Raw genomic sequence first — 16,041 nt, 5'->3', positions numbered from 1 at the left:
AGACAACGGCCAAGCCACTGCAGGAATGCATTGATGCCGGCATGGTAGTCAACAGAATTCACGAGGCCGTTGGTCAGCTTTGGCAACTGTCATTGCGGCACAAGATCCCGCCGATCATCTACAGTTTTCGATTCCATTACAGAATTGTACCTGCCGCCCGTGCCGGGATGTTTCGAAGCTCCCCGATGAGGTCGGCCAACTGAAACGTATCTCTGGAGGGCACGATGACGTGCCCCCCAGCGCAAACCCTTAGTCCATATGGTACATCGACTCGTAAATCGGCCGCAGTGTCTTGTCCTCAAACAGGGATGACACGCTGGTGCCGTTCCAGATATTCAGGATCGCCTGAGTAAAGATAGGCGCGGTTGGGACGATGCGGATGTTCTTGGCCTTGGCGACCTCTTTGGTTGGCTGGATCGTATCCGTCAGAACCAGAGATTTCATTACTGAATTCGTCACACGCTCGACTGCAGGGCCGCTCATCACACCATGCGTGATGTAGGAATGAACTTCCTTGGCACCGTTATCCATCAGAACCTGCGCCGCTTTGCACAATGTCCCGGCTGTGTCGCACATATCGTCCACGATCAGGCAGATCTTGTCTTTGACGTCGCCAATAACGGTCATCTCAGCCACTTCGCCCGCCTTCTCACGGCGTTTGTCCACGATCGACAGCGGGGCGTTTATGCGCTTGGCCAACTCGCGTGCGCGGGCCACACCGCCTACGTCTGGTGAGACCACCATAATCTCATCCAGGCTGTCCTTGAATTGGTGCATGACATCCAGAGCAAAGATCGGTGAGGCATAAAGGTTATCCACCGGGATGTCGAAAAAGCCCTGAATCTGGGCCGCGTGCAGATCCATGGTCAGCACCCTCTCGATCCCGGCGCCGGTCAGCATATTGGCGACAAGCTTGGCGCTGATGGGGGTGCGGGCCTTGGTGCGTCGGTCCTGACGGGCATATCCGAAATAGGGGATCACTGCGGTTATCCGCTGGGCCGACGAACGGCGCAGCGCGTCAGCGATAATCAGCAGTTCCATCAGGTTATCGTTGGCCGGGTTCGAGGTCGGCTGGACAATAAACATGTCCTCACCACGGACATTTTCGAAAACTTCGACGAAAATTTCACCATCGTTGAACCGCTCAACACGCGCATCGACCAGACCCTGATCGACCCCGCGATACAGGCTCATACGGCGAGCGATTGAATCGGCTAGCGGAAGATTGGCGTTCCCAGCGATCAGCTTGGGTTCGTTGAGTGTCGGCATCGGCTGATATCCCCGGGCAGCAATGGCAAATGTGACAGATTCGTGATTTCAACACCGCTTAGCACGGCCTTACGGTCCAGCAAAGATAACGCAGCGGAGAAAGTGCACATGGCCCAGATTGACTACTATTTTGCGACACTCTCGCCCTTCACTTACCTGGCCGGCGCGCGGTTAGAGGAGATCGCGGCCAAACACAGCGCCACCATCAACTACAAGCCGCTGGATATCATGGCGCTGTTCGGTCGTACCGGAGGGACGCCGCCGAAAGATCGGCATCGGTCGCGAATCGAATACCGGGCGCAGGACTTGTTGCGGCAGTCCAAGAACCTTGGAATGGATTTCAATCTTCAACCGGCACATTGGCCCACGAATATGGCACCGTCATCCTACGCCGTGATTGCAGCGGTAAAAGGCGGGTCTGGTGACGTTGGCAAACTGGTCCAAGCTTTCCTGCGCGCCTGCTGGGCTGAAGAAAAAGACATCGCGCAGGATGATGTGATCCGCGATTGCTTGTCACAGGCGGGCTTCGATCCAAGCCTTGCCGACAGCGGCCTGCTGGTCGGTGCCGAAACCTACGCCGCCAATCTGGAAGAAGCCGTTGATCGCGGTGTGTTCGGCGCGCCATTCTATATCACCGAAGACGATCAGCGTTTCTGGGGTCAGGACAGTCTGAACGATCTGGACCGGCACCTTACCGAGATGAAAGGCTGAGGGGCGCGACCGTCAAAGCAGGGCAAGGAATCGGTCGATATCGTCGTCACCGATCGACCAGTCACAAACCAGGCGGCAGGTGAGAATTTCTTCGTCATCTGCGCCGCTCAGATCGGCCCCCCACAGGTGATAGACCGCCCCGGCCTCATGCAGTTGCTTGTGCCGGGCGCGGGAAAACTGGGCGAAGATCATATTGGCCTGCGGTTCGTGCAGAAAGGTTGCGCCTTTCGCGCGCAACCCGTCAGCCAGACGCGCACAGTTGGCATTGGCCTGACGCGCCATGGTCAGCCAAAGATCGTCCCGCAGATAGGCCGCCATCTGCGCCGAAAGATACCGATGCTTCGAGAACAAATGTGCCCCGCGTTTGCGCCGCAGTTCGAATTCCCAGGCTTTGGCTTCGTCGAAAAAAACAACCGCCTCGACCCCCATCAATCCGTTTTTCGTACCGCCAAAGCTGACCGCGTCCACGCCTGATTTCCATGTCATCTCGGCCGGGGAACAATTCAGCGCCACCAGCGCGTTGGTAAAGCGCGCTCCATCAAGATGCACAGGCAGGTTGTATTCCTTGGCCACACTGCACAGCGCTTGTAATTCCGCCAGCGAATAGACCGAGCCGCGCTCGGTGACTTGCGTGATAGACACCGGCCCACGCTGTGGGCCATGTACGCCGCGTGTTTCTTCAGCCAGAATTGATCGCCGCAGGGCCTCGGGGTCCATCTTGTCGCCGCCGGGAACAAGCGTCAGCTTGGCTCCGGTGTAAAACTCCGGCGCGTTGCACTCATCCTCATGGATATGCGCCACCGGTGAGCAAAAAATTGTATCCCAAGGGTTCGCCAAAGTCGCCAGCGCCAGCGAATTCGCCGCCGTCCCGGTGGCCACCAGATAGACCGCCGCGCCGGGGGCTTCAAAGATACCGCGAATGCGATCACGCACTTCGTTCATCAGAGTGTCCGCACCATACGCCATTTGATAGCCCAGGTTGGCTTCGTTCAATGCGGCCAAGACCTTGGGATGGACCGGGCCAGAGTTGTCAGAAGCGAAATACATTAGCTGGGCTCCTCGATGATATAGTCTTCCCACTCTTCGATGGGGGTTTCGAACTCGGATATCGTGCGATCCTTGACCGAGACTCCGGCGGCGTGCACGCTGTCTGGCGTACCGGAGATCAAAGGATGCCAGTCGTATAGGGGTTTGCCCTCCCACAGCAGACGGTAAGCGCAGGTTTGCGGCAGCCAATAGGCGTGGTCGTCGATGTTGTCTGGCTTCATCACAATGCATTCCGGCACAAACTGGTGGCGGATGTCATATTGCGTGCAGCGGCACGTCTCATCATCCAGCAGACGACAGGCAACGCAGGTCAGAGCGACCTCGCCAGTATCTTCGTCCTCCAGCTTGTTCAGGCAGCACTTGCCACAGCCATCGCACAGCGCCTCCCATTCGCGCTGGTTCATCTTGGTCAGTGGTTTGCGTTCCCAGAACCGGTGACCCAGACCATTGCGATCAATAGGGTCTGTCGTCATAGCGCCGCCAGATGGGTGCGGGCTTGATCGCAATCGGTATCCATCTGTGCGATCAGACCGTTCAAACCGTCAAATTTCATCTCAGGTCGTAGATACTCGACCAGCGCCACCGACAGGGTTGAGCCGTAAAGGTCGCCAGAGAAATCGAATAGGAAAGTTTCGATATTGGGCACTTCGCCATTGAACATTGGCCGCACCCCGACCGAGGCCGCCCCGTGGTAGCTGCCCTGATGAGGGCCGTCCAGCACATCGACCAGCACCGCGTAGACACCGAATTTCGGCGGGTGCAGCCCCTCGATGGACATGTTTGCAGTGGGAAAACCCAGTTCGCGTCCACGCTGCTCGCCGCCGATCACTTCACCTTCGATCCGGTGCCAGTGGCCCAGCATGGTGGCCGCATCGCGGGGGCGGCCTTCGGTCAGTGCGGTGCGGATTGCGGTGGACGACACGACATTTTCGGATCGCTGCATCAAGGGGGCAATGGTGACGCCAAAGCCCATTTGCTGGCCAAATCGCAGGATGTCGTCAGCCGTCCCGCTGCGCCCTTTGCCGAAACAGAAATCCGCACCCACCACAACATGTGACAGGCCCAGCCCGTCGCAGATCACGATGCGGGCAAATTCTTCGGGGGTAAGCCCGGCCAAAGCGGCATTGAAGGGCAGTTCATAGAGTTTCTGAACACCCAGCTTTTCCAACCGGTGCGCGCGTGTATTACCACGCATCAGGCGAAATGGGGGGGCGTCCGGCGCGAAGTATTCCCTGGGATGCGGTTCAAACGTCAACACGCCAAGAGGAGCATCCGGGTCCGCATTGCGCGCCAGTTCAATCACCGACTGATGGCCGAGATGGACGCCGTCAAAATTCCCGATCGCCACGCTGGCGCCGCGGTCCTGAGGTTCGATAAACTGATAGTCCCGGATGATATGCATGAGGTGTGGGTACTGTTCCTCTCAGCCATATTCAAGCACCTCATCTTTGCGCCGGGCAAAAATGCTTTGTGCCCTTCCGTCGGGCCGGAATTGGCCGCAAGCCGCGAGAGCCTGCGTATCGCCTGCATTGGCGATCAGAGTTCGAACTTTGGGATACTCTTTTCGAACGATCAGTCGAACTTACGAGAGGGGGCGAGCACCATTGCCTCGCCAATCAGCACCTTTTTGCCGTCCACAGCACAGTGACAATCCAGCTTCACCCGACGTTTGGAAAAGTCGATATCGGTCACTTTGACCTCGGCATAGACCATGTCGCCCGGCCGGACCGGAGCGAGGAATTTCAACGACTGGCCCAAATAGACCGTACCGTGTCCGGGAAGCTGTTCGCCAATCACGGCCGAGATCAGACCCGCAGTTAGCATCCCATGTGCGATGCGCCCCTCGAAAATTGTGTCGCGGGCGTAATCGTCATCCAGATGCACCGGATTCCGGTCTGTCGACACCTGCGCGAACATCTCGATATCTTCGTCTGTCACCACTTTGCGCAGGTGGCGGCTCATGCCCATTTCGATGTCTTCAATACAGATTGTGCCGCGTGGAAGATTGTCCAACATGTCACCCTCGCTTTCGTTCTTCGGGCAACAAAAAAACACAAGCCACCCTAGTTCGGTAACTTTATTACTTCGCAGTCGCAGAAAATCAAGCTTTTTCTGACTATCGCAGACGACCGATTGTATAGGTGGGATTAATTTTTTCCTTTTGGATATATTCACTTAAGGAGTCATGGTGTGGGTGATGCTCGGTTTTTGTCTCGGCGGCGGCCAATCCACCCGAGATAAACAGGGAATCAATTCCCTCTCCCATAGCGCCCAGAATGTCGGTATGCGGGCCGTCGCCAATCGCCAGAATGTCGCCGTTCGGGATGTCGTGGCCAAGTTCCTGCAACCTGCGGCGGGCCAGATCGTAGATCGGTGGGTGGGGTTTGCCGAAATAAAGGCTCTCACCGCTCATTTCTGTGTAAAGCCTTGCCAGCGCCCCGGCACACCATTCCCGCACCTCGCCCCGGTCGACAACGATATCGGGGTTAGCGCAAAGCAGTTTCATACCCTTCGTCTTGGCATACAGGAAATCCGGGCGGTTCACGGAAGGGTCGGCCATCGGATCAAACGGACCGCAGCACACAATCCCCTCGGCTTGGTCCAGAGGCACACGCTCAATTTTGATCGGGTGATGCAACAGCTTCAACGGCTCAAAGAACCCGGCGTCGCGTTCCCATTCCCCCATGAAGTAAACTTTGTGCCCGACAGCCCCGCGAAACATCGCGGACCGCGCTGAATCTCCGCTGGTCGCGATTGTGTCATAGGCGTCCGCAGGGACTTTGAACTGCACCAATTGTTCCGCCACGCCCGCACGGGGTTTTGGAGAGTTTGTGAGCAGTACCACAACTCCACCCTTTGCGCGGTAATCCTGCAAGGCAGCGACGGCTTCGGGGAAGGCCGTGATGCCATTATGGACGCACCCCCAAAGATCAACGAACAACGCTTTGTAACGGTCAGAGATTTCAGAGAGCGACGAGAGGATTTGGGTCATGATGCACGGTCCGGGTAAACTGAGTCCTGCGTTATATGCATCAACCCCCATGTATTGACCATCGAAAAGGAAAGTCTTCAGCGGCGAAAACTTTCCAGGGTCTGACCGGTTCGCTTACGGACGATTCTGCGCAATGCTGTGCTATCCGCATATCCCACACGTTCCGCAATTTCCTCGTGAGTGCGTTTGCCCGAGCGCGCAAGGCGGATCGCCTCAGTCACCCGAATGGTTTGCATGAAACCTGATGGGGTCAGCGCCGTAGCCTTCGATAACCTGCGCGAAAAGGTTCTGGGTGTCAGACCGGCCGCCTCAGATAACTCGGCAAGGCTTATCTGTTGCATCAGGTTGCGCCTGACATACAGTTCGGCCTTTTGCAGGGCAGGGTGGCCCGCGACCAGCGTCGCGACGGAAATGTAGGGAAGCTGGCTGGGCCGATTGTCCGCCAACAGAAACCGCCGGCAGTCTTCGGCAATAGCCAGACCGGCAAACCACTCGATAAGCGACAACATGAGGTCGATTTGTGAAAACGACGCGCCCGCGGTGACAAGATTGCCATCCTGAACAACCAACTCGCCGGACTGAAGGCGCGCCAAAGGAAACAGGGATTGCAGCAGAGGGGCCAGCCACCACGTTGTCGTTACTTTACGCCTGTCCAACAGGCCTGCAGCCCCGAGCGCAAAGCAGCCCGAGCAGGCCCCTGCAACGACCGTTTCCGGCCCTGCAAGGTTTTTTAACGCATCAACCAAGGTTGAAAAACTGCCTAGGCCCATTGTCGCCCTGACCTCGGGTTCGGTGGCGGTGCCGAGGCCGGGCAGGATGATAAGATCCGGGGACTCTGAAACCGGACCACAGTTCTCAGGCGTGAGAACAGTGGAATGGAACCGCGTTTCGCTTCCATGAAAGCGGGCGACCCGGTTTGCGGTGTCCAGCATTTCGCTCGTGATGAACAAGCTCGACATCTGGCACGGGGTGGGGTGCAGGATCACGACCTGAACAGTCTGCATTTGTCCATATTGGTCCTAATAATGTCAATCATGACACTGCCCGCTTTGCGGAACCTTGTCCATAGTCGTCAAAAAAGGAGATCACTGATGATTGTGGAAGGTGGATGCTATTGCGGCGCAGTGCGGTATCGGGCCGAGGGCGAGCCGATCTTCAAAGGCCAGTGCCATTGCCGGGCGTGCCAGCATGTGTCGGGTGGAGGGCCCAACCTGTTCGTGCTTTTGCCGCGCGACGGGTTCAAATACATTGCGGGAGCACCGAAACAGTATACACGTACCGATCGCGCCTTGGCGGTCACGCGTGAGTTTTGCGCGGACTGCGGAACACACCTCACCACGCTTCGTCCGGGCGTGGACCCGGTGATCCTGAAGATCGGAACTCTGGATGACCCATCTGTTTTCGGTGGGGCAAGTGCTGCGGTCTTTGTTGCGGAAAAGCAGGATTTCCACGTGATCCCGGACGGCATGCCCAGCTTTGAGGGCATGCCACCTATGTAACGAAGGCGTCCGGAAGGACGCCTTTATTTTTGCCTGGAGTGCGTTCAGACCTTGAGGTTTGGAATGATCTGCTTTTTGCGGCTCATGATACCGGGCAGGACCACCGCGTCACCTTCGACCGATGCGCCAAAGCTTTTCTCAGCCACGCCTTTAACCAGATCGTTGGGAACCAGCAGGGTGGCCTCTTCGTTCAGGATGTCGACCACGAACAGCAGAACCTGATCAACGCCGTCTTCCTTGGCGACCTCTGCCATCGACCCTGCCAGGCTTGCCTTGCGGTCCAGGACAACGCCCGGAGCGGTGGTTTCCAGAACCGAGACGCGGAACTTGGTGCCGTCCACCTCGTATTCCTTGCTGTCCATGCGGATCAGTTCGGCGTCTGAGAAGGACGAGACATCCGACTTGGCCGCGAACATGTCGGCAGCATAGGCCGCGATGTCCAGACCCAGATCGGCGGCCAGTTTCTCGGCCACATATCGATCATGCGGGGTGGTGGTGGGCGAGCGGAATTCCAGCGTGTCAGACAGGATGCAGGTCAGGGCAGTTCCTTTTGCCCAGTCAGGCATTTTGGCCGCGTCATCGCCCATCAGGTCGACCATGATCGTTGCAGTGCAGGCCAGCGGGCGCACTGTGATGTCGATCGGACCTTTGGTTTCCAGCCCGCCGACCAGCTTGTGGTGGTCGATGATGGCGCGAATGTCGGCGCTGTTGATGCTGGCGGGCAACTCTGCCGGGTTGTTCGTGTCGACGATAACAACCGGAGTTTCCGCCTCGACATCGTCGATGATGCGCGGCTTGGGCAGATCCCAGCGTTGCAGCAGGAAAGCGGCCTCGGTGTTGGGTTCGCCCAGCAGCACCGCTTCGGCTTTTTCGCCTTTGACTTCGTTCAGGTACCACGCCCACAGGATCGGCGATCCTGTCGAGTCGGTGTCGGGGGATTTGTGGCCAAATACAAGGGTTGTCATGTCAGTGTCCTGAGGATGATAAATTTGCGCGCGTTATAGGGCGGTCTGGCAAGGTTGTCACCCGGCATAGGCCCCGCTGCGACGGTTGGTCTGAAATACGCAAGCATGGTCTGCCTTGTGCCCAGCCTGTGCATTACCTCTGCTTACGGCGCGGGTGCGGGCTGGCAATCCAATGCAAATCGCATAGCATGCATCCATGAAGCGTGAGCAAGACCTCTATCCCCCGATCAAAGCGCTGTTGGAGCGTCAGGGTTATACCGTCAAAGGCGAGGTGGGTGCAGCCGATATCGTGGCCGTACGTAATGGGGATGAGCTGGTGATCGTCGAGCTAAAGCTTAGGTTTTCGTTGGCATTGTTTCACCAGGCTATCACGCGCCTCAAGGTTACAGATTACGTCTATATCGCGGTTTGCAAGCCGACGGGGCGTTCTGCCCGACGCGCTCTCAAAGACAACGTGGCGCTCTGCCGACGGTTGGGCCTGGGTCTGATCACGGTGCGCGCAGACGGAGCGGTTGAGGTGCACGCAGATCCCGGCCCATATGCGCCGCGCAAAAACAAGGCCAAGGCCGCGCAATTGCTGCGGGCATTTGACCGGCTTGAGGGCGACCCAAATGCAGGTGGAGCAACCCGGCACGGCATCGTGACGGCCTATCGGCAAGACGCATTGAAATGTGCCGCACATCTGGCTGAATGTGGTGCGACGAAAGGTTCAGAGGTGGCGAGGGCCACTGGTGTTCCATCGGCAACCCGTTTAATGCGTGACAACCATTATGGCTGGTTTGCTAAGGTTCAAAAGGGCACCTACAGCCTGACTGAAGCCGGAGAGAAAGGCCTTGAACACTGGGCCTATAGCTGGGAACAGCCTGACTGAGCCCTGCTTTCAAAAAAAATATCACAGCTTGTTGACTCGGCGTTTTAGACCTCCTAGCTATGCGTCGTTATCACTCACAAGGGTCGAGTGCTAACGCCTCGCCAGCCGGCGAGGGGAGGATAAATAAACTTTGAGCCCAAGGAGCTGCAAAGATGGCATTGAAACCGCTTCATGACCGCGTGCTGGTTCGCCGTACCGAAAGCGAAGAGAAAACCGCAGGCGGCCTGATCATTCCTGACAGCGCAAAAGAAAAGCCCAGCGAAGGTGAAGTCGTCGCAACCGGCGAAGGCGCACGCAAGGACAGCGGCGAACTGATCGCAATGGCTGTAAAAGCTGGTGACAAGATCCTGTTCGGCAAATGGTCGGGCACCGAGGTTCAGGTCAACGGCGAAGAGCTGCTGATGATGAAAGAAAGCGACATCATGGGGATCATTGAGTAAGCCCGCACGCTTTCTCTGATCTTCATTTTCAACAAATTTCTCAAGGAGAAAAGACATGGCTGCTAAGGACGTCAAATTTGACACCGATGCCCGCAACCGCATGCTCAAGGGTGTCAACACTCTGGCCGACGCGGTAAAAGTGACCCTGGGCCCCAAAGGCCGCAACGTTGTTCTGGACAAGTCCTTTGGCGCACCGCGCATCACCAAGGACGGTGTCTCGGTTGCCAAGGAAATCGAACTGGAAGACAAGTTCGAAAACATGGGCGCGCAGATGGTGAAAGAAGTCGCCAGCCGCACCAATGACGAAGCCGGCGACGGCACCACCACTGCAACCGTTCTGGCACAAGCCATCGTTCGCGAAGGTCTGAAACAGGTTGCTGCTGGCCTGAACCCGATGGACCTGAAGCGCGGCATCGACCTGGCGACTGCCAAGGTTGTTGAAGGCATCAAAGCTGCGTCGCGCGAAGTCAAGGACTCGGCAGAGGTCGCTCAGGTTGGCACCATCTCGGCCAACGGCGAAGCCGAAATCGGTCAGCAGATCGCAGACGCGATGCAGAAGGTCGGCAACGAAGGTGTTATCACCGTCGAAGAGAACAAAGGTCTGGAAACCGAGACCGATGTTGTTGAGGGTATGCAGTTCGACCGCGGTTATCTGTCGCCTTACTTCGTCACCAACGCAGACAAGATGGTTGCAGAGCTTGAAGACTGCATGATCCTGCTGCACGAAAAGAAACTGTCGTCGCTGCAGCCGATGGTTCCGCTGCTGGAGCAGGTGATCCAGTCGCAGAAGCCGCTGCTGATCATTGCCGAAGACGTTGAAGGCGAAGCGCTGGCAACTCTGGTTGTCAACAAACTGCGCGGCGGCCTGAAAATTGCTGCTGTCAAGGCACCGGGCTTCGGTGATCGCCGTAAAGCCATGCTGCAGGACATCGCGATCCTGACCGGCGGTCAGGTCATCTCGGAAGATCTGGGCATGAAGCTCGAGTCCGTCACCATGGACATGCTGGGCACCGCCAAGAAGATCGAAATCACCAAAGACGAAACCACCATCGTTGACGGTGCTGGCGAGAAAGCCGAGATCGAAGCACGTGTTGCTCAGATCCGCACTCAGATCGAAGAAACCTCCAGCGACTACGACCGTGAGAAGCTGCAAGAGCGCGTTGCCAAACTGGCGGGCGGTGTTGCGGTTATCCGCGTCGGCGGCATGACCGAGGTTGAAGTGAAAGAGCGTAAGGACCGTGTGGACGATGCTCTGAACGCAACACGCGCAGCCGTACAGGAAGGCGTTGTTGTCGGCGGTGGTGTTGCTCTGGTTCAGGCCGGTAAAGCACTGGAAACTCTGGAAGGCGCAAACGCTGACCAGAACGCAGGTATCAACATCGTTCGCAAAGCAATCGAAGCGCCGCTGCGCCAGATCGCCGAGAACGCAGGTGTTGACGGTGCGGTCGTTGCGGGCAAAGTCCGTGAATCGTCCGACGCAGCATTCGGCTTCAATGCGCAAACCGAAGAATATGGCGACATGTTCTCGTTCGGCGTGATCGACCCGGCCAAAGTTGTCCGTACCGCTCTGGAAGATGCGGCATCGGTTGCTGGCCTGCTGGTCACCACCGAAGCGATGGTTGCCGACAAGCCCGCCAAAGAAGGCGCGGCACCTGCCGGTGGCATGCCCGACATGGGCGGCATGGGCGGCATGATGTAAGCACGTCGAATTCGCCCTGCGAATTCTGACGACCCCGACAGGCGTTTGGCCAAGAGGCCAAGCTGCCGAACGGGACCGCCAAAAAGCTAAGGGATGGGGTCGCCTTTGTGCGACCCCGTTTCTTTTTGCAGACTGTTGTGCATGAATGTGAGTGTGCAAACGCGCGCGATACCGCTATGCGGTTGATATGCGATTGTTTCTACTCACTGCCCTGACTATGTGCGCTTTTGCGGCGAATTCGATCCTGAACCGACTGGCGATTGACACCGGCGCCAGTGATCCTGCTGGTTTTGCGGTTGTCCGCGTGCTGTCCGGAGCTTTGGTTCTAAGCATTCTGGTCTGGTTCAGGGCTGGGCACCTACCGCTGCGCAATCGTCGCCGGATCGCGGGGGCAGGGGCGTTGTCGATGTACATGATCGGGTTTTCCATCGCCTATCTGACGCTGGATGCCGGGTTGGGTGCTCTCATTCTGTTTGGAGTGGTGCAGATCACCATGTTCGCGGTGACATCTGTGACCGGCAGCGCGCCGACGCGCCGTCAGATCGCGGGTGCGGTCATTGCCCTTGCGGGGCTTGCCTATGTTCTGTGGCCGGTCGGCGCAGTTCAGGTTGATCCAGCCGGATCGCTGCTGATGACCGCTGCCGGGATCGGCTGGGCAGCCTACTCGCTGGTCGGGCGCTCGGAACCGGACGCGCTGGCTGGTACGGCGGCAAATTTCATCGTCGCCCTGCCTCTGACAGCTTTGGCCCTGATTGTGGCAGGGGGCGAGTGGCGCATGACAGGCGCTGGGTACGGTCTGGCGATAGTCTCTGGCGCTGTCACCTCGGGTATGGGATATGCGCTGTGGTACCGCGTTCTGCCGCAGCTAGTGCCGACCACGGCGGCCGTGGTTCAATTGAGCGTTCCGATCATAGCCATACTGGGTGGGGTGCTCTTGCTGGGAGAGGTCGCTAGTCTGCGCCTGATACTGGGTGCGGCATTGGTTCTGGGCGGCATAGCACTGGCCGTTTTGCGCCTGAGGCCGCGCTAGGGGTTTCATCGACTGCGGTTAGGGCTTATCTGGCGACTATGAGATTTACGCTCGCGCTACTCTTCCTTGTTGTTCCTGCTGTGACCCATGCAAAATGCGTGGTTTTGTTGCATGGCCTTGCACGGACCGAAACGTCTTTTGCTGTTATGGAGGAGCTTTTTCAGGCGCATGACTATTCCGTGGTACGTCCTGGATATCCCTCGACCGATCTGCCGATCCCCGAGCTCGCCGATCAGACCCTTCCGGAAGCCTTTGCCGCCTGTGGTGATGAAACCGTGAACGTGGTGGCGCATTCGATGGGTGGCATCTTGTTGCGTTATTGGTTACAGGATCATCATCCTGACAATCTGGGGCGCGTGGTCATGCTTGGCCCGCCCAACCAGGGAAGCCAGTTGGTCGACGAACTGGGCGCATTTGAGGTTTTTGGTATGCTTCACGGGCCTGCGGGATTGGCGTTGGGCACCGGCCCTGAGGGTATTCCGGGCCAGCTGCCAGCCGTGGATTTCGAGTTGGGAGTGATCGCCGGCGAGAATTCCCTGAACCCTCTGTCATCCTCGATGATTGAGGGCAGGGACGATGGCAAGGTGTCGATCGAAACAACGAAGGTTGAGGGCATGAAAGAACATATCGTCTTGCCCGTCACCCACACTTTCATGATGAACAATCCGCTCGTGATGGCGCAGGCGCTGCATTTCATTGAGTTCGGACGCTTCGATCCGGATATAACCTGGTTGGACTGGGTGACGCATGTCATCGACGAAATCTGCCTTGGGCAAGATTGTTCGGAACCCGAGTCGGAGCCATCGCAATGACCTCATTAAACCTGACGTTCACCGGCGCAGAGGTGCTGCTGCCGGAGGAGGGTCTTGTGCCTGCCGACTTGTCCGTGGCCGACGGCTTCATACAAGCTGATTACGCAGGGCGACAAGTTGATCTGTCTGGCTATCTCGTTCTGCCGGGGATCATTGACCTGCATGGGGATGGATTTGAGCGCCATATCGCACCGCGCCGCGGGGCAATGAAGCAGATGGACGAAGGAATCCTCTCGGTCGAGGCTGAACTGGCGGCCAACGGCATCACCACTGCGGTTCTGGCCCAATTCCACAGTTGGGAGGGCGGCGTGCGCGGTCCCGAATTCGCGGGGCAGGTGTTTGAGGCCATCGCCTTGGTCAAGGATCGTGTCGTGACTGATATGATGCCGCAGCTTCGTTTCGAAACGCATATGTTGGACGATTATGCGGGACTGCCGGAACGCATTGCCGACTGGCAGGTGCCCTACGTGGTGTTCAACGACCACCTACCGCATGATCGGCTGGCGGAACGACGTAAACCGCCGCGGCTGACGGGGCAGGCGCTCAAGGCCGGAAGAAATCCGGATAAGCACTTTGAGATGTTGCTGTCCATGCATGACCGAGGGGGCGAAGTGCCAGAGGCGCTGGATGCGTTGTGCGCAGTGCTGGCCACGCAGGGTGTGCGCATGGGCAGCCATGACGATGCCACGGCGCAGGACCGCGCTGTATGGCGCGCGCGCGGCGCGCGAATTGCCGAATTCCCGGAAACACTCGCCGCGGCCGAAGCCGCCCGTGCGGCGGGGGACCATGTTATTCTGGGCTCGCCCAATGTCGTGCGCGGCGGCTCGCACAAGGGCAACGTCAGTGCATTGGACCTTATCACCATGGGGTATTGCGACGCATTGGCCTCGGACTACCACTATCCCAGTCCCAGACGTGCGGCTTTGATGCTGGCCAAAACTGGTTTGTTGGATATGGCCGGGGCTTGGGCACTTGTATCGTCGGGCCCGGCGCGCGTACTTGGGTTGCAGAATCGTGGCACGCTGGCGCCGGGCCAACGCGCTGATCTGGTCATTCTTGACGCTGATACCCAGCGTGTTGCAGCCACGCTGGCTGGTGGGCGGGTCAGCTATATGTCGGGGGATATCGCAGCGCGGTTCCTCGGCTGATCACCGCGAAATGCGGTTGAAATGTCCCATTTTGCGACCGGCCTTGACCTCGGCCTTGCCATAAAGATGCAGGGCCACGTCGCGCTCTTGCGCCAGTTCAGGAACACGGTCCATGTCGGCACCGATCAGGTTTTGCATGACCACATCCGAATGCCGCTGCCCGTCGCCCAAAGGCCAACCTGTCACAGCGCGAATATGCTGTTCAAATTGATCCACCGCGCAGCCATTCTGTGTCCAATGGCCCGAATTGTGCACACGTGGGGCGATCTCATTCACGATCAGGCCTGCGGGTGTTACGAACAGTTCAACCCCCATAACACCGACATAGTCCAGCGCGTTGAGGATGTTGGCGGCCAGCAGAACTGCGTCCGTGCGCTGTGCAGGGCGCAGTCGGGCCGGAACCGTCGTTGTATGAAGTATGCCATCGCGGTGAACATTCTCGCCAGGATCAAAACAGGCGACCTGACCATCCACGCCGCGCGCGGCAATGATCGACACTTCATGCGTGAAGTCCACGAAGCCTTCTAGGATCGCGGGCGCGCCTGCCATGTCGGCCAAAGCGGTCTTTGCGTCCTCGGGCGTGCGCAATCGCGCTTGGCCTTTACCGTCATAGCCAAAGCGACGGGTTTTCAGGATAGCCGGAGTACCGATTTGCTCAATTGCGGCGTTCAGGCTGTCCATGTCCGTGATATCGGCGAATGGCGCAGTCTTCAGACCAAGCCCTTGCAAGAACGTCTTTTCGGTTAGCCGGTCTTGACTCACGCTCAAAGCCTCGCGCCCCGGACGGATCGGGCGATGGGCTTCCAACATGTCCAGCGCTTCGGTCGGGATGTTTTCGAATTCATAAGTGATGACATCAACAGATTCGGCAAAGGCTTTGAGCGCATCGGCATCGTCATAGGCCGCGGTTGTCACCCTGTCGGCCACCTGCCCGGCGGGCGGATTGGGGCCGGGTTCAAAAATATGCGTCACGAACCCCAGTCGAGACGCTGCGACCGACAACATACGCCCCAGTTGACCACCGCCCAGAATCCCGATCCTAGCGCCGGGTTTAAGTGCATCAGTCATCGACCGGCTCCTCTGGGATCGAAGCGGACAGCGCTTCGCGCCACGCATCCAGACGACTGGCCAAAGCGCTGTCCTGCAAGGCCAGGATACCTGCTGCCATCAGACCAGCATTCGCGCCCCCGGCGGCACCGATTGCCATGGTCGCAACCGGAAACCCCTTAGGCATCTGAACGATGGAATACAGAGAGTCGACACCCGACAGCGCGCGTGTCTGCACCGGAACACCGATCACCGGTACCCGCGTTTTTGACGCCATCATGCCCGGCAGGTGCGCCGCCCCTCCGGCCCCGGCAATGATGACATGCAATCCGCGCGACACGGCGGTTTTGCCATACTCCCACAAACGGTCCGGCGTCCGATGTGCCGAGACGATGTGTTTTTCGTAGGCGATGCCCAGCTCATCCAGAATGGTTGCGGCTTCTTTCATCGTGGGCCAGTCTGATTGGCTGCCCATGATGATCCCCACTTTCACATCGCTCATCCGCTTGCG

Annotated in this window: 18 protein-coding genes; 8 read left to right on the top strand and 10 right to left on the bottom strand. The window is 58.1% G+C overall.

Annotation, left to right across the window (positions count from 1 at the left end):
• Nucleotides 1-249: 249 nt before the first annotated feature.
• Nucleotides 250-1,269, bottom strand: a complete 1,020-nt coding sequence (locus AVO44_RS10200) for a ribose-phosphate pyrophosphokinase (RefSeq protein WP_068336255.1) — start codon at nt 1,267-1,269, stop codon at nt 250-252.
• A gap of 108 nt (nt 1,270-1,377) precedes the next feature.
• Between AVO44_RS10200 and AVO44_RS10195 the strand changes: the two genes are divergently transcribed.
• Nucleotides 1,378-1,980: a 2-hydroxychromene-2-carboxylate isomerase gene (locus tag AVO44_RS10195; RefSeq protein WP_068336253.1), complete on the top strand. Its 603-nt coding sequence runs from the start codon at nt 1,378-1,380 to the stop codon at nt 1,978-1,980.
• A gap of 12 nt (nt 1,981-1,992) precedes the next feature.
• Here AVO44_RS10195 and AVO44_RS10190 read toward each other — a convergent pair whose 3' ends face one another.
• The 6 genes from AVO44_RS10190 to AVO44_RS10165 all read right to left on the bottom strand — a co-directional run bounded on the left by AVO44_RS10190 (nt 1,993) and on the right by AVO44_RS10165 (nt 7,023).
• On the bottom strand, nt 1,993-3,027 hold the full coding sequence (locus AVO44_RS10190) for a threonine aldolase family protein (protein WP_068336250.1): 1,035 nt from the start codon (nt 3,025-3,027) through the stop codon (nt 1,993-1,995).
• Nucleotides 3,027-3,500, bottom strand: coding sequence for a YcgN family cysteine cluster protein (locus AVO44_RS10185; RefSeq protein WP_068336247.1), 474 nt, complete (start codon nt 3,498-3,500; stop codon nt 3,027-3,029). Before AVO44_RS10185 ends, AVO44_RS10190 begins: the two co-directional genes overlap by 1 nt.
• Nucleotides 3,497-4,429: a bifunctional riboflavin kinase/FAD synthetase gene (locus AVO44_RS10180; RefSeq protein WP_068336245.1), complete on the bottom strand. Its 933-nt coding sequence runs from the start codon at nt 4,427-4,429 to the stop codon at nt 3,497-3,499. The genes AVO44_RS10185 and AVO44_RS10180 overlap by 4 nt, the downstream gene beginning before the upstream one ends.
• 170 nt (nt 4,430-4,599) lie before the next feature.
• Nucleotides 4,600-5,043: a MaoC family dehydratase gene (locus AVO44_RS10175; protein ID WP_068336412.1), complete on the bottom strand. Its 444-nt coding sequence runs from the start codon at nt 5,041-5,043 to the stop codon at nt 4,600-4,602.
• A 100-nt stretch (nt 5,044-5,143) separates the two neighbouring features.
• Nucleotides 5,144-6,019 (bottom strand): HAD family hydrolase, encoded by an 876-nt coding sequence (locus tag AVO44_RS10170; RefSeq protein WP_068336243.1) that lies wholly within the window; start codon nt 6,017-6,019, stop codon nt 5,144-5,146.
• A gap of 77 nt (nt 6,020-6,096) precedes the next feature.
• Nucleotides 6,097-7,023, bottom strand: coding sequence for a GlxA family transcriptional regulator (locus AVO44_RS10165; RefSeq protein WP_068336241.1), 927 nt, complete (start codon nt 7,021-7,023; stop codon nt 6,097-6,099).
• 87 nt (nt 7,024-7,110) lie between these two features.
• Between AVO44_RS10165 and AVO44_RS10160 the strand changes: the two genes are divergently transcribed.
• Nucleotides 7,111-7,518 carry a GFA family protein gene (locus AVO44_RS10160; protein WP_068336236.1) on the top strand — a complete coding sequence of 136 codons (408 nt, stop codon included), beginning with the start codon at nt 7,111-7,113 and terminating at the stop codon, nt 7,516-7,518.
• 44 nt (nt 7,519-7,562) lie between these two features.
• Here AVO44_RS10160 and AVO44_RS10155 read toward each other — a convergent pair whose 3' ends face one another.
• Nucleotides 7,563-8,483 carry a manganese-dependent inorganic pyrophosphatase gene (locus tag AVO44_RS10155; RefSeq protein WP_068336234.1) on the bottom strand — a complete coding sequence of 307 codons (921 nt, stop codon included), beginning with the start codon at nt 8,481-8,483 and terminating at the stop codon, nt 7,563-7,565.
• Nucleotides 8,484-8,679: 196 nt separating this feature from the next.
• Here AVO44_RS10155 and AVO44_RS10150 point away from each other — a divergent pair, with 196 nt between their 5' ends.
• The 6 genes from AVO44_RS10150 (at nt 8,680) to AVO44_RS10125 (ending at nt 14,483) form a co-directional block, all read left to right on the top strand.
• Nucleotides 8,680-9,354 (top strand): DUF2161 domain-containing phosphodiesterase, encoded by a 675-nt coding sequence (locus AVO44_RS10150; RefSeq protein WP_068336231.1) that lies wholly within the window; start codon nt 8,680-8,682, stop codon nt 9,352-9,354.
• Nucleotides 9,355-9,506: 152 nt separating this feature from the next.
• Nucleotides 9,507-9,794: a co-chaperone GroES gene (gene groES / locus AVO44_RS10145; RefSeq protein ID WP_039523824.1), complete on the top strand. Its 288-nt coding sequence runs from the start codon at nt 9,507-9,509 to the stop codon at nt 9,792-9,794.
• A gap of 55 nt (nt 9,795-9,849) precedes the next feature.
• Complete coding sequence (gene groL / locus AVO44_RS10140) at nt 9,850-11,493, top strand: chaperonin GroEL (protein WP_068336226.1); 1,644 nt, start codon at nt 9,850-9,852, stop codon at nt 11,491-11,493.
• 187 nt (nt 11,494-11,680) lie between these two features.
• The gene (locus AVO44_RS10135) at nt 11,681-12,523 is read left to right on the top strand and encodes a DMT family transporter (RefSeq protein WP_068336222.1); all 843 of its coding nucleotides are present in this window, start codon (nt 11,681-11,683) and stop codon (nt 12,521-12,523) included.
• A gap of 38 nt (nt 12,524-12,561) precedes the next feature.
• The gene (locus tag AVO44_RS10130; RefSeq protein ID WP_068336218.1) at nt 12,562-13,335 is read left to right on the top strand and encodes an esterase/lipase family protein; all 774 of its coding nucleotides are present in this window, start codon (nt 12,562-12,564) and stop codon (nt 13,333-13,335) included.
• Nucleotides 13,332-14,483, top strand: coding sequence for an alpha-D-ribose 1-methylphosphonate 5-triphosphate diphosphatase (locus tag AVO44_RS10125; RefSeq protein ID WP_068336215.1), 1,152 nt, complete (start codon nt 13,332-13,334; stop codon nt 14,481-14,483). The genes AVO44_RS10130 and AVO44_RS10125 overlap by 4 nt, the downstream gene beginning before the upstream one ends.
• Here the strand turns inward: AVO44_RS10125 and AVO44_RS10120 are convergent, their stop codons facing one another.
• Nucleotides 14,484-15,551, bottom strand: coding sequence for a 5-(carboxyamino)imidazole ribonucleotide synthase (locus AVO44_RS10120; protein ID WP_068336212.1), 1,068 nt, complete (start codon nt 15,549-15,551; stop codon nt 14,484-14,486).
• The gene (gene purE, locus AVO44_RS10115) at nt 15,544-16,032 is read right to left on the bottom strand and encodes a 5-(carboxyamino)imidazole ribonucleotide mutase (RefSeq protein ID WP_068336204.1); all 489 of its coding nucleotides are present in this window, start codon (nt 16,030-16,032) and stop codon (nt 15,544-15,546) included. Before purE ends, AVO44_RS10120 begins: the two co-directional genes overlap by 8 nt.
• Between the last annotated feature and the right edge of the window lie 9 nt (nt 16,033-16,041).

Source organism: Ruegeria profundi (assembly GCF_001507545.1).
GTDB classification, from domain to species: Bacteria; Pseudomonadota; Alphaproteobacteria; order Rhodobacterales; family Rhodobacteraceae; genus Ruegeria; species Ruegeria profundi.
Note: the sequence above shows the minus strand (reverse complement) of the source record. Positions and strands in the feature narration are given on the sequence as shown.

Coding starts and splice junctions, on each gene's coding strand:
- AVO44_RS10200 (WP_068336255.1), bottom strand. CDS start 1,269: ATGCCGACACTCAACGAACCCAAGCTGATCGCTGGGAACGCCAATCTT.
- AVO44_RS10195 (WP_068336253.1), top strand. CDS start 1,378: ATGGCCCAGATTGACTACTATTTTGCGACACTCTCGCCCTTCACTTAC.
- AVO44_RS10190 (WP_068336250.1), bottom strand. CDS start 3,027: ATGTATTTCGCTTCTGACAACTCTGGCCCGGTCCATCCCAAGGTCTTG.
- AVO44_RS10185 (WP_068336247.1), bottom strand. CDS start 3,500: ATGACGACAGACCCTATTGATCGCAATGGTCTGGGTCACCGGTTCTGG.
- AVO44_RS10180 (WP_068336245.1), bottom strand. CDS start 4,429: ATGCATATCATCCGGGACTATCAGTTTATCGAACCTCAGGACCGCGGC.
- AVO44_RS10175 (WP_068336412.1), bottom strand. CDS start 5,043: ATGTTGGACAATCTTCCACGCGGCACAATCTGTATTGAAGACATCGAA.
- AVO44_RS10170 (WP_068336243.1), bottom strand. CDS start 6,019: ATGACCCAAATCCTCTCGTCGCTCTCTGAAATCTCTGACCGTTACAAA.
- AVO44_RS10165 (WP_068336241.1), bottom strand. CDS start 7,023: ATGCAGACTGTTCAGGTCGTGATCCTGCACCCCACCCCGTGCCAGATG.
- AVO44_RS10160 (WP_068336236.1), top strand. CDS start 7,111: ATGATTGTGGAAGGTGGATGCTATTGCGGCGCAGTGCGGTATCGGGCC.
- AVO44_RS10155 (WP_068336234.1), bottom strand. CDS start 8,483: ATGACAACCCTTGTATTTGGCCACAAATCCCCCGACACCGACTCGACA.
- AVO44_RS10150 (WP_068336231.1), top strand. CDS start 8,680: ATGAAGCGTGAGCAAGACCTCTATCCCCCGATCAAAGCGCTGTTGGAG.
- groES (WP_039523824.1), top strand. CDS start 9,507: ATGGCATTGAAACCGCTTCATGACCGCGTGCTGGTTCGCCGTACCGAA.
- groL (WP_068336226.1), top strand. CDS start 9,850: ATGGCTGCTAAGGACGTCAAATTTGACACCGATGCCCGCAACCGCATG.
- AVO44_RS10135 (WP_068336222.1), top strand. CDS start 11,681: ATGCGATTGTTTCTACTCACTGCCCTGACTATGTGCGCTTTTGCGGCG.
- AVO44_RS10130 (WP_068336218.1), top strand. CDS start 12,562: ATGAGATTTACGCTCGCGCTACTCTTCCTTGTTGTTCCTGCTGTGACC.
- AVO44_RS10125 (WP_068336215.1), top strand. CDS start 13,332: ATGACCTCATTAAACCTGACGTTCACCGGCGCAGAGGTGCTGCTGCCG.
- AVO44_RS10120 (WP_068336212.1), bottom strand. CDS start 15,551: ATGACTGATGCACTTAAACCCGGCGCTAGGATCGGGATTCTGGGCGGT.
- purE (WP_068336204.1), bottom strand. CDS start 16,032: ATGAGCGATGTGAAAGTGGGGATCATCATGGGCAGCCAATCAGACTGG.